At 29.6% G+C, this 12,885-nt stretch carries 12 protein-coding genes; 9 read left to right on the top strand and 3 right to left on the bottom strand.

What is annotated here, in order from left to right; all coding sequences use genetic code 11:
- The first annotated feature begins 323 nt into the window (after nt 1-323).
- On the top strand, nt 324-491 hold the full coding sequence (locus tag FGK85_RS09290) for a zinc-ribbon domain-containing protein (RefSeq protein ID WP_102401500.1): 168 nt from the start codon (nt 324-326) through the stop codon (nt 489-491).
- 182 nt (nt 492-673) lie between these two features.
- Here the strand turns inward: FGK85_RS09290 and FGK85_RS09295 are convergent, their stop codons facing one another.
- Nucleotides 674-1,000 carry a hypothetical protein gene (locus tag FGK85_RS09295; protein ID WP_138205906.1) on the bottom strand — a complete coding sequence of 109 codons (327 nt, stop codon included), beginning with the start codon at nt 998-1,000 and terminating at the stop codon, nt 674-676.
- A 581-nt stretch (nt 1,001-1,581) separates the two neighbouring features.
- On the opposite strand from FGK85_RS09295, the gene FGK85_RS09300 reads away from it, so the two are divergent.
- The 3 genes from FGK85_RS09300 to FGK85_RS09310 all read left to right on the top strand — a co-directional run bounded on the left by FGK85_RS09300 (nt 1,582) and on the right by FGK85_RS09310 (nt 5,830).
- Complete coding sequence (locus FGK85_RS09300) at nt 1,582-3,786, top strand: DNA topoisomerase III (protein WP_138205908.1); 2,205 nt, start codon at nt 1,582-1,584, stop codon at nt 3,784-3,786.
- A 70-nt stretch (nt 3,787-3,856) separates the two neighbouring features.
- Entirely contained in the window at nt 3,857-4,015 is a 159-nt protein-coding gene (locus FGK85_RS09305) for a hypothetical protein (protein WP_138205910.1), read from the top strand.
- Nucleotides 4,016-4,450: 435 nt separating this feature from the next.
- Nucleotides 4,451-5,830, top strand: a complete 1,380-nt coding sequence (locus FGK85_RS09310; RefSeq protein ID WP_138205912.1) for a radical SAM/SPASM domain-containing protein — start codon at nt 4,451-4,453, stop codon at nt 5,828-5,830.
- Nucleotides 5,831-6,074: 244 nt separating this feature from the next.
- Here FGK85_RS09310 and FGK85_RS09315 read toward each other — a convergent pair whose 3' ends face one another.
- Nucleotides 6,075-7,193: a glycosyltransferase family 4 protein gene (locus tag FGK85_RS09315; protein WP_138205914.1), complete on the bottom strand. Its 1,119-nt coding sequence runs from the start codon at nt 7,191-7,193 to the stop codon at nt 6,075-6,077.
- Between the two features lie 145 nt (nt 7,194-7,338).
- Here FGK85_RS09315 and FGK85_RS09320 point away from each other — a divergent pair, with 145 nt between their 5' ends.
- The 4 genes from FGK85_RS09320 to FGK85_RS09335 are packed head-to-tail and all read left to right on the top strand — an operon-like array spanning nt 7,339 to nt 10,375.
- Nucleotides 7,339-8,352, top strand: coding sequence for a CotS family spore coat protein (locus tag FGK85_RS09320; protein ID WP_138205917.1), 1,014 nt, complete (start codon nt 7,339-7,341; stop codon nt 8,350-8,352).
- A gap of 19 nt (nt 8,353-8,371) precedes the next feature.
- Entirely contained in the window at nt 8,372-8,563 is a 192-nt protein-coding gene (locus FGK85_RS09325) for a hypothetical protein (RefSeq protein WP_138205919.1), read from the top strand.
- Nucleotides 8,564-8,575: 12 nt separating this feature from the next.
- The gene (locus FGK85_RS09330; RefSeq protein WP_138205921.1) at nt 8,576-9,337 is read left to right on the top strand and encodes a protein kinase family protein; all 762 of its coding nucleotides are present in this window, start codon (nt 8,576-8,578) and stop codon (nt 9,335-9,337) included.
- A 12-nt stretch (nt 9,338-9,349) separates the two neighbouring features.
- Complete coding sequence (locus FGK85_RS09335; RefSeq protein ID WP_138205923.1) at nt 9,350-10,375, top strand: CotS family spore coat protein; 1,026 nt, start codon at nt 9,350-9,352, stop codon at nt 10,373-10,375.
- A gap of 132 nt (nt 10,376-10,507) precedes the next feature.
- Here the strand turns inward: FGK85_RS09335 and FGK85_RS09340 are convergent, their stop codons facing one another.
- Nucleotides 10,508-11,629, bottom strand: a complete 1,122-nt coding sequence (locus FGK85_RS09340) for a glycosyltransferase family 4 protein (protein ID WP_138205925.1) — start codon at nt 11,627-11,629, stop codon at nt 10,508-10,510.
- Between the two features lie 122 nt (nt 11,630-11,751).
- On the opposite strand from FGK85_RS09340, the gene FGK85_RS09345 reads away from it, so the two are divergent.
- Nucleotides 11,752-12,759, top strand: a complete 1,008-nt coding sequence (locus tag FGK85_RS09345; protein WP_138205927.1) for a CotS family spore coat protein — start codon at nt 11,752-11,754, stop codon at nt 12,757-12,759.
- Nucleotides 12,760-12,885: the final 126 nt, after the last annotated feature.

Here is a 12,885-nt window from a genome sequence, read left to right on the forward strand (position 1 = left end):
AAGATTTCGTGGGGTAGGGGTAAGTGTATCTATTTTTGCGACCTATCGGTCTGCGGGCTTACCAGCCCTTTAAGTAAATGTAAAAAGATACAATTCCAGTAAAAATAAAATTTTTACTGGAATTTAGGTGCTAAATCTCTGAAAAAATTTAAAATATATTGCATATTAAAGATAAATGTGATATATTAATAATATTATTAATGATGTTGTAGTTAATAATATTATCACAGAAAAGATTTAATAACGATTAAAACATTCCCTTTTTAGGTTATCGAGTAAATCCGTTTTAAATCTTGATGTAAATTAAAAGGAGGAATGTTTAAATGGCAGATAAGACTTTAACATGTAAAGACTGCGGAAAAGAATTTGTATTCACTGAGGGAGAACAAGCGTTCTACAAAGAAAAAGGATTCGAAAATGAACCTCAAAGATGCCCTGAGTGCAGAAAAGCTAGAAAGCAAGAAAGAAACAACAGAGGATTCAGAAGATAATATCAACTGATATAGAAGCCTATAGGGATTTATTCCTATAGGTTTTTTATTTTAAAATAAGATTTTAATTTTTAGTAAAATTTTTTGATAAAATAATAAAAATCTGTCTTTAATAAAGTAATAAATGTGGTTTTGTGAATATTAAAAACTCACATTTACTACAAAATTTAAGACAGATTTCTTTATTTTAGTTTTCCTATTTTACCTTTAAGTGCTTTAATACGGCCACTTACATAGTTAAAAAGTTCATCTTTATTATCTTTTATACCAGCAGGGGCATTGGCAACTATATACATAATATCAAACATATTAGCTTTTATGTTCTCAGAAATTTCATAAGCTAACCATTTGTTTTTTACTTTCCAATAAGTAGAATTGAATTCATCTGCTTGTTTTTTAGTGTAGTAGCCTTTTTCAATACCAAATTGAAACAAATCTGCTGCTGCCTCTAGTTCCTCTATGTCTTCAGCTTGTAAAGTCTCGTCAATAAGAGTTTCAAAATTTTTCATAGTACCACTCCTTTTCAATGACATATTAATAGTTTAAACCTATAGCATATTAGGTATACTGGATTATAATGGTATTTAAAATATGCCAGGTTTTCTATTTTAATATCCAACGGATTTATATTATATCATAGTGCATAGTAAAATCCTTGATAATTGAAAATTCTGTGTTTTTATATGGATAATAATATAAGGTATAATAGCAGTAAGGAATTTATAAATTACTCAACTTTCTCATAAAAATTTTGGGTTCTACACTATATAAGGTAATAGGTAATAAGTAAGAAGTAAAAAGTAAAAAGTAAGAAGTAAGAAGTAAGAAGTAAAAAGTAAGAAGTAAAAAGTAAGAAGTAAGAAGTAAGAAGTAATAAGTAAAAAGTAAGAAGTAAAAGGTAATAATTAATAGGTAAGAAATAAGGAGTATTAATTGCTAAATGACCAATGCTAATTGAACATTGTTAATTTGCAGTCTATGCATAAAACAAGTAAAATAAATTAGTGTATGAGAATGTACACACGTATAGAAAGGAAGTGAGTTTTTAGTGATTCAGTGCGTTTTATTCACTTTTTCACTAAAATAATATATGAGTAAAATATTAGTATTAGCAGAAAAACCTTCTGTTGGGCGTGAGTTGGCGAGGGTTTTAAGATGCAATAAAAAGGGAAATGGATATTTAGATGGAGATAAATATATAGTAACTTGGGCACTAGGGCATTTAGTAACTTTAGCAGCTCCAGAAGCCTATGATGTTAAATATAAATCTTGGAATATGGAACAACTGCCAATGTTGCCACCTTATTTAAAGCTTGTGGTAATAAAGCAAAGTGCTAAACAATTTAATGCAGTAAAAAATCAGCTTCACAGAGATGATGTGAAGGAAATTGTTATAGCCACAGATGCAGGAAGGGAAGGAGAATTGGTGGCAAGATGGATAATAGAAAAGGCTAAGGTTAAAAAGCCAATGAAACGTCTTTGGATTTCTTCCCAGACGGATAAAGCTATAAAAGAAGGTTTTAATAATTTAAAGCCATCTAGGGATTATGAAAATTTATATAAATCAGCGGTATGCAGAGCAGAGGCAGATTGGGTTGTGGGACTAAATGTTACTAGAGCATTAACATGCAAGTACAATGCTCAGCTTTCAGCAGGAAGGGTTCAAACACCTACTCTAGCTATGATAGTAGAAAGGGAAGAGGAGATTAAAAACTTTGTACCTAAGGATTATTATTCTGTAAATGCAAAAGCAAATGGTTTTATTCTTCAGTGGCAGGATAATAAGGGAGGACAAACTAGAACCTTTAATAAGCATAAAGGAGAGAGTATTGTATCTAAAGTTAGTGACAAAGAAGGAGAAATAATAGAAGTAACTAAATCTTATAAGAAAAAGTTTTCTCCAGCTTTATATGATTTAACGGAGCTTCAAAGGGATGCCAATAAAAGATTTGGATACTCTGCAAAACAAACATTATCTATAATGCAAAAATTGTATGAAAATCATAAATTGCTTACTTATCCAAGAACAGATTCTAGGTATATAACTACAGATATAGTGGCAACATTAAAAGATAGAATTAAAAGTGTAGCCATAGGACCATATGCTAAGGCAGCTGAAAATATCTTAAAAGGAAAAATTACAGGAAATAAAAGCTTTGTAGATAACAGTAAAGTAAGTGATCACCATGCAATTATTCCAACAGAGGAAAGAGTAAGTTTATCACGTCTTAGCAGTGAGGAAATGAACATTTATGATTTAGTTGTAAGAAGATTTTTGGCGGTTTTATATCCTCCTTTTGAATATGAACAGACTACAGTTAAAGCTTTAGTAGAAGGTGAAACATTTTTTGCTAAGGGGAAAATAATTAAATCTAAAGGCTGGAAAACTGTATATGATAGAGAAGAATTTTTAGATGATGACTATAATGATGAAAATGAAGAAATGGTAAAAGATCAAGCACTTCCAGAGCTTAATAAGGGGGATAAAGTAAAGTTAAGAGAAGTTAATTTAGTAAAGGGGCAAACAAAACCACCGGCAAGATTTAATGAAGGTACATTGCTTTCAGCTATGGAAAATCCTCAAAAGTATATGGAAACAAGTAACAAGGGATTAATGAAAACCATAGGTGAAACAGGAGGATTGGGAACTGTTGCCACAAGGGCAGATATAATAGAAAAACTTTTTAATACTTTCTATATAGAAAAGAAGGGAAAAGAAATTTATCCAACATCCAAAGGTAAGCAACTGGTGGAGCTTGTACCAGAAGACTTGAAATCTCCAATACTTACAGCAAAATGGGAGCAGCAATTAGCTGAAATAAGTAGGGGTAAATTAAATAGCAGAAAATTTATTGAGGATATGAAAAGTTATGCCTCAAAGCTTGTAGATGATGTAAAAGGAAGTACAGAAAAATATATTCACGATAATATGACTAGAGCTAAATGCCCAGAATGCGGGAAATACCTTCTTGAAGTTAACGGTAAAAAGGGAAAGATGCTGGTATGTCAAGATAGAGAATGTGGATATAGAAAAAATATTTCTCAAGTAACTAACGCTAGATGTCCTGAATGTCATAAAAAGCTAGAGCTTAGAGGAGAAGGTGAAGGAAAAATATTTGTATGCCCAAACTGCAGTTATAGGGAAAAACTTTCTGCATTTAACAAGCGAAAGAAGGCAGAAGGAGATAAAGTAAACAAAAGAGATGTAGCTAAATACATGAATAAAATGAAAAAAGAAAATGAGGCACCAGTAAATTCTGCCTTAGCAGATGCACTGGCTAAGTTGAAACTTTAAATATATAAGAATTAATTATTAAAAAACTATTCATACTATTAATATATAAAATATTAAAGGAGATGATAGTATGAATAGCAGAAAAAACAAAAGAGAGTGGACTAAGGAAAATTATTTAGCCAACGGTAGTAAGACACAAAATCAATGGGCAAAGAATAAGTTAAATACCACTGTAGAGGAACCAGGAATTAACGAAAGTGGAAGAGAAGCTAAAAGAAAGGGATTTTAATAAATTATAATGTACAGTTATGTAATAAGGATTTTGTTACCAAGGAGAGTTGTAAAAATAGAAAATTACATTTAAATGAAAAAATATATATGAATTTTAAGCTGCAAAGGTTTGATGATAGTCACATCTTTGCGGCTTTTTATTTTTATATGGAATACTTTTTTGTTAAAAGAATAAATATTATTAAAGGCATTAATAGATGAGTGTATACCGGTTTACATGAAAGTGGATAATACAATGAAAATATTATTTAGAAAAGTTAAGTCAACAAATATTAGCTATTCATAAATAAATATTAACTGTTTGTAAATTAATAAGTAAATATCTTGACAATAGGATACCTAGGAATATAATGGAATTAACTTATACTGTTGAGTATAAATTATCATTCATTTTGCAATTATGTTTTTTATAATTTATTTGGGAGGAATTATTATGAATATCAAGGATACTATTGAAAAAAGTGCTAAGGCTAAGGTCATAGACACTGTAGCAGGATATTTAGAAAAGGACCCAGAGAAGAACATTGAAAAGATATTTTCTGCTATAAAGAAACTAACTAAAGACGAGCACCAAATAGAACAAATTGAGTTTGTAGAGGATTATTACAAAAACAACCCAGCAACAAATAAATTCATCAATGAAATATTAACCAAGACAGATTCAAAATGTTTAAAGAAATTTTTTGTTAACTTTTTTGCCAATGCCAACTGGTATGCAGGGCCAAAGAGAGCTAAATTTATGGAAGAAGAGAATACAAAAATACCATTTGTTATGCTTATAAGCCCTTCTATGAGATGCCCATTACACTGTGTAGGATGTTATGCATCCAGCTATAGTAAGGAGGATGACATACCACCAGAAGAAGTAGAAAGATTAATAAAAGAAGCAAGAGATTTAGGTATATATTGGATAATAGTTTTAGGTGGAGAACCATTTGTAAATAGTTATTTATTGGATTTATATGAAAAATATAATGATATGATGTTTACTCCTTTTACTAGTGGTGTATTTATAAATGAGGAAGTGGCAGATAGACTTAAAAAAGCAGGTAATGTATTCCCAATGCTTTCAGCAGAAGGTTTTGAAAAAGATACAGATGCAAGAAGAGGAGAGGGAGCATTTAAAAAAGTTATGCATGCCATGGATTTACTTCATGAAAGAGGAGTATTATTTGGTGTATCCACAGCAGTAACTAGAACTAACATAAATGATGTCTTATCCGATGAGTTTACAGATATGTTAATAGAAAGAGGTTCTAAAATGAGCTGGTATTTCTTGTTCATGCCAGTGGGTGCTAAACCTGAGTTTGATTTAACTCTTACAGCAGAACAAAGGGTTTTCCTAGGACAAAGATCAAGGGAAATAAGAAAAACTAAGCCATACTTTACAATAGATTTCTTCAATGATGCTCCATTTGTTGGAGGTTGTATAGCTGGTAAATATTATTTCCATGTTAACTCTAAAGAAGATGTAGAGCCATGCATATTCTCTCACTTCTCAACAGTAAATTTGAAAGGAAGACCACTTTTAGATGCATTTAGAGATCCTTTCTTTAAGGAATTAAGAAGTAGACAGCCATATAATGAAAATATGTTAAGACCTTGTATGATGATAGATAATACAAATGTAATAAGAGAAGTTTGTGATGCTACAGGAGCTAAACCAACAGATGCAGGTGCAGAAGCCATGCTCCATGATGAAGAATTCCATGAAAAACTAAATCAAATGGCAGATGCCTTTGCTCCATTAGCAGAAAAGGAATGGGAAGAAGTTTTCGGTAAAAAAGGTAATGATACATTTTCAAGAGGCTAATAGATTAGTATAAAAATTAATAAGTTTAATATGCTCCCTTTATGGTAGATAGTTAAAATAATAAAACTATTTCTATAAAGGGGCATTTTATTGTAAAATTGAAACAAACAGACCATTAGTAAGTATAAAATATAAAATTGAAATAAACAGCCCCTTAGTAAGTGTTTAAGGGACTGTTCATAGTATAGATGTGTTGATTTTCATGCCAAAAATTATATTCTTAATTCAAAAATTACAGGAATATCTACATACCGGCTATTTTATTGTATGCTTCAATGGTTAATTGAGCAGTTTTCCTCCATGAAAAATTTTTAGCCCTAGCTAGGCCTTTGTTTCTAAGCTCTTTTTTAACAGATTCATTATTTAGAACGTGGCATAGAGCCGTAGATATTTCCTCTAAGTTTAGAGGGTTTATTAAAATAGCACTTTCGCCCACTACCTCTGGTATGGATGTAGTATTAGAGGTTATTACAGGTGCACCACAGCTCATGGCTTCTAGAGGTGGAAGACCAAAACCTTCATATAGGGATGGATATACAAACACATCACAAGCGTTATAAAACACTGGTAGGAATCTATCCTCTATAAAGCCGGTAAATATAACCCTATCTATAATATTTAAATCTTCACAAAGTTTAACCAGTGGTTTTCCCTCTTCTTTATAAGAACCTAAAATAACTAAATTATATTCTTGGTTTAAATCTTTATATATTTTTGAGAAGGATATTAATAGTGACTTGATATTTTTTCTTTGGCTAAAACCTCCTAAATAAAGAATAAAAGGTTTTTCTATGTTGAATCGTTTTTTTATAAGGGATTTACATCTATCTTTTCTATAAGGTCTATATCTAAAATTAGCAGCTAGGGGAGTTACAAATACCCTCTCAGGATTTATAGGGAAATATTTTAATATATCTTTTTTAGAGAATTCCGATACTGTTAATATACCATGGCAGCTATTAATTATATAGGGCATCTCTTTTAAAAACTTAATTAAATAGCCTTTTCCTACAGTTTCTGGCATGGTATAGGGAATTAAATCATGTATAGTAGCTACAGTTTTACATTTAATATCAGAACTGAAACCTATACCATTTTGGGGAATATGGTATAAATCCACATTCATTTTTTGTAGGTTACAAGGGAAATAGTTATGTTCAAAAAATTTTTTGTGTCTTTCAGATGTGATTAGTATTTTGGTATTTTCCCTTTGAAGAGAATCGTAGTTATTTCCAGACCAGTATATATTATAAAAATTACTTTTATCTATTTGCACCAATTCTTTTATTAAATTTTCAGTATAGGTACCTATACCAGTTCCACTATACCAAGTGGCACCTCTTCCATCAATTGCAATTTTCATTTAATCCTCTCCTTTTCCTAGAACGAAATGTTCTTAGTTTAATAATATTTTAGTGGCAGCAATTATATGATATATAGGAGAGAATTTTAACATATTTTAACTTATACACATATAATATTTATAGAACAATAACCTGGAGGAAAAATTGTTAGAGAGTGAAATTACAGACATTTTAAAGAGATATTATGGAATACTTCCAGAGTCTATAGAAAAGATTAAAAACGTTTATAAAATCATGTCTAAAGGCAATTGTTACTGCTTCAAAATTATAAAATATAATTTTGAACACTTCTTATTTATAATAAGTGCCATGATGCATCTCCAAAACAATGGATTTAATAAAATTCCAGAGTTTATACCTACTAAAGAAGGGGAGTATTATGTAAAAATTAAGGAGGTACACGGATATTTGACACCGTGGATAGAGTCAAGAAAATGTAATTATGAAAAAAAGGAAGACATAGAAATAGCCACTATTAAGTTAGCAGAACTTCATTTGAAAAGTAGGGGATTTAAAGTTACTTATAATATGAAACCTAGAATTGGATGGCTTAGATGGATTAAAACATACAACACTCGAAGAGATGAGATTCTTGATTTTAAAAGAAGAATATGCCAAAAGGAAAATAAAACAGAATTTGATTCAATGTATTTAAAAATAATGAATGAAGAAGTAAAAAGAGCGGAAAAGGCTATAAATGCTTTGAAAAACAGTGAGTATATTGAAGTGATGAAGGAGCATATGAAGAATGGGGAATTTTGTCATCATGATTTTGCCCATCATAATGTACTAATAACTGATGATAAAAAGGTTTATATAATTGATTTTGACTATTGTATGTTAGATACACATTTACATGATCTTTCAAGTATAATGATAAGAATTATGAAAAATGGCAAATGGTCTTTAGAAAAAGCTAAATTTATATTAGAGTGCTATAGTTCTATAAATATTGTGGAAAAAAGAGATATACCTATAATTGCTGCTTTTATGGAGTTCCCACAGGCTTATTGGCAACTAGGCATACAGTATTACTGGGAAAAGCAGCCTTGGGGAGAAGAATTTTTTATAAATAAATTGCAAGGAATTAGTGCAGATAGAGAGGCAAGGGAAGAATTTATAGAAAATTTCAGAAGTACTAAGAGCATATTTATTTAAATTTATAGGAGGGATAATTATGGGTAAAAAGGAAAAAGAAGATATAGTTTTAGATAAAAACAATGAAAATATTGAAGAGTACGACAAAATGCTAAATACATTAAAAAATGATGTGGATAAATTAAAGGCTATAAAAAAAAGGAAAGAGAAGATTAAAAAGTTGCAAAGAGAAAAGAAGGAGATAATGAAAAAGATAAATAAAAATAATTAATGGGGTGTGCCTATGCAACAAATATTTTATAGAAGTTTAAGAGAATATATTGAAACACAGGGCATAGAGATAGTAGAGTGTATAGATTTTCATAAAAAAAATATTGAAAAAATAAATGAAAAAGATGTGGAGAGACAGCTGAAGCTTCTCAGTAGCTTTCATTTTAAGATGAAAAAATGTGATGAATATGTATTAGAACGCATAGGTAATGAAACAGGTAAGCTATTAGAGGTTTTTAAAATGGAATTGAATAGTGCAAAACAGGTAGTAAAAGATATAGAAAACAATGCACCTAAGAGTGATTTTCAAAACATAATCATAAAAAGTGGTAATGAAATTATAGATTTTGGAGAAAAATGTATACAAAATATTTATTTTAATGGATATATAGATACTATTGTTAGAAGTATGGATCAGGTGGAATTTTGTTTAGGAGATACTTTTTTTGATAATTTAAACGAAAAAGATGGAATACTTCAAATAAAAAATATTAAAAAGATAAGTTATAATACCGTAGAAATGGATGCATTTAATTTATTAAGCAAATTAAAAAGAAAAGGATTAAATATGAATTGGAAAAACTTAATAGAATCCTTTTGTTCTTTTGAGAATTTAAATTGGAAAAGTGGAGAAATAGTTCGTTGGCTTATGAATTATCCATATGATTTTGTGAAATATTGTAATAGATATAAAAAGAAAAATAAAAAATGGAGCGATGAAAAGTTCCAGAAGAAGTTAATATCCGCTATAGAACAGGCAGAAAACTTGGTATAAAGAGGTGGGGTTATGATTCAAAGTAAGTATGACTGCCATGAAGATTTGTGTGCATATGATTTAGATGTTAATTTATTTGAAAGATTTGGTCTTTATGTATATGAAGTGGTTCCTATAAGAAAAGCTTTTATATTGTGTACGGATAAGGGAAATAAGATTTTAAAAAAAGTCAGCTATCCCTTAGAGGAGTTAACCTTCATATATAATTCTTTAAATTATATAAATAAGAATTTTAATAGAACCATAAGCTTTGTGAAAACTTTAGAAGGGGATATATATACTTTATGGAATGATGAAGTGTATTTTATAATGGATTTAGTAAAAGGCCGTGAAAGTGAATTTAGCAACCCTATAGACTTGAAAATTACATCTAAAAGTTTAGCTCAGTTTCACAAAGCTGGAGAAGGCATAAATTCTTATATAAATTTTAAAAATAGAAATAGTTGTGGAGCTTTTATAGATAATTTAAAAAGAAAGAAAGAAGAAATAATTTTTTTTAAGAGTATATCAAAACTTTATGAAGATAAAAATGAATTTGATCAAATGTTTTTAGAAAATGTGGATCATAATATATACGAAGCACAAAAAAGCATAAGCATATTAGAAAACTCAAAGTACTACGAAATATGTAACAGTAAGGAAAAAGTGGTTTTATGTCATCATGATTTAGCACACCATAATGTAATAATAAAGGCAAATAAGGGATATTTTATAGATTTTGATTACTCCATAATTGATTTAAAAGTACATGATTTGTGTAACTATATAACTAAAGCTGTAAAAAACTCCGGATACCATATAGAAAAGGTAAAAGATATATTAGACGAGTATGTAAAAATTAATAATATAGATCAAGATGAAATGGAAGTTTTGTATGGAATGCTTACTTTTCCAGAGGATTTTTACTCCATATCTAGAGATTATTATACTAAGAGAAAAGATTGGTCTTTAGATACATTTATAAATAGAATAGATAAAAAGACATGTTTAAGCCAGGAGAGAAGTGACTTCCTTTTTGAATTTGAAAAGCTGATTTAAAAAAAGAAAGTCCCCTGTTTCCAGTCTCCAGGCACTAATCCCCAACAATACTAGTGATTAGTGCCTGGAGACTATGGCTTATCACCTATCACCTAGTACCTAGTACCTGGTTTTCAAAAAATAATTCCATTCCTATGAAAATTCTTTTTTAATAAGTTTATATAAATCCAGAGTTTGCTTTGCTGTAGATTTCCAGCTTAAGCTTCTACTTTTATCATATCCCTTGAAAATCAAATCTTTTCTTAAATCTTCATTGTTCAAAAGTTCAACCATGGAGTCACATAGACAGCCTATATCTTCAGGATTTATCATGTATGCAGCTCTTCCTAAGATTTCAGGGATAGAAGTCCTATTTGAAGCTATAACAGGAGTACCACAAGCCATAGCTTCTATAGGCGGAAGACCAAACCCCTCATATAAGGATGGGTATACAAATAATTTAGCTGCATTGTAGAATAGAGGAAGATGCTCTATTGGAATAAATCCTGTGAATATTACTTTATTCTCTATGTGAAGGTCTATGGATTTTTGTTTATACATATCATAGGATTTCCCCTTCTTGCCTCCAATAATTAGTTTTAAATTATTATTACATTTTAATTTACTAAAAGCTTCTATAAGTCCGCTTATATTTTTTCTTGGGCTAAATCCGCCTATATAAAGAATAAAATCCTCTTCTATTCCATAATTATTTTTTATGAATTCTTTACAATAAATTTTGTTTAAGGGCCTATATATATCTTCGCTGGCAAGATAAGTTACATGTATTTTTTCCTCAGGGTAATTTAAAGTTTCTACTATATCTTTTTTTGAATAATTAGAAACGGTTATTATTGCATCCGAGTAGTCTATAATTTCTTGAATTTTTTTTGAAAATATATCTAAATATTGATCGCTAACGGTACTAGGCATTTTACAGGGGATAATATCATGTAAGGTAACTACAAAAGGACAATTCTTTTGTTTAGGGAGTCCTATGCCGTTTTGAGGTATATGATATATAGATAAGTTATCATTAAATATTTCATTAGGGGTGTTAATATCATCCCAAAAATTATCTTTTTTGTTATCACATACGTTTTTTATGGAGAAGTTTTTACAAAAATTTATGTAGTTATTATCTTTTGGCATATACAACGTGTAATTATTATAGTTATCAACTGAATTTAAGGACTTTATAAGCTCATAAGTATATGTGCCTATGCCTGTACCTCTATACCATTTTGCTGCTCTAGCATCTATGCCTATATTCAAAACAATCTCTCCTTGCAAATATACTATATTTAATTTTATTAGCATATGCACCCTATTTATGATAAAAATTGGAGTATAAAATAAAAAATTCTTTCATATAGATTTAATGGGGGTGATAAACAATGATGAGAGAATTCGAAATCGAGAGACAGTTTGGTATTAAAATTCAAAGTATTAAACCCAATAAGGGAGTGTATTATTTAAAAACAGATAAAGGAGATAGGTGTTTAAAGAAAATTAATTATGGTATACAGAAATTATATTTTGTTTATGGCGCTAAAGAGCATCTTTTAAAAAACGGATTTGCTAATATAGATAGGTATTGTTTAAATACAGAAGGGGAGCCTTATGCCTTAGTAAATGAGGATATATATACTCTTTCTCAGTGGATTCAGGGAAGGGAATGTGATTTTCATAATATAGATGAGGTGGCCAAGGCATCCACTAATTTGGCAAAGATGCATATGGCAAGTGAGGGATATGAGCCGCCGGAAAATAGTAAATTGAAAACAGATCTAGGAAGATGGCCATATTTAATGGAAAAAAGGGTAAAAAGTTTTGATAGAATGCGAAGCATTGTTAGAAAGAAAAAAAGTAAAAAAGGTGATTTTGATTTAGCCTATATAAAGAACATGGAATTTTACAAAGAAATGGGTAGAAGAGCTATGAAGGTTTTAGAAGACTCAGATTATATCAATTTATGTGCTATAGCTGAGGAAAAAAGAACTTTCTGCCATCATGATTACACCTATCATAATATAATAATTGATGGAGAGGATAACTACAATATAATAGATTTTGATTATTGTAAAAGAGAATTAAGGACATATGACATTGCAAATTTTATAACTAAGGTTTTAAAGAGAAATGAATGGAACATAGATTATGCTAAAGAGATAATTGAGAGTTATAATTCTGTTAATCCTTTAAGAGAAGAGGAATATAGAGTACTTTTTGCATTTTTATTGTTCCCTCAAAGATTTTGGAGACTTTGCAATAGATATTATTACAATGAAATAAATTGGATACAAAATACTTTCACCACAAAAATGACAAAATTAGAAGGGGAAAAGGATAACTATGTGAAGTTCATAGAAGAATTTAAAAAGGAGTTTAACCAAAAGGAATAATTTTATAGTTTACTAATAAAACTTAAGGAAGCTATTGCGCTAAGAAGCTTATATGGGGCTGTTGCACTAGGAATAAATACTGCCATATATTTTGCTAGATTTAAAGTTCTAGGACAATATATGGTA

The organism is Haloimpatiens lingqiaonensis (genome assembly GCF_901447495.1).
Lineage (GTDB): Bacteria > Bacillota > Clostridia > Clostridiales > Clostridiaceae > Haloimpatiens > Haloimpatiens lingqiaonensis.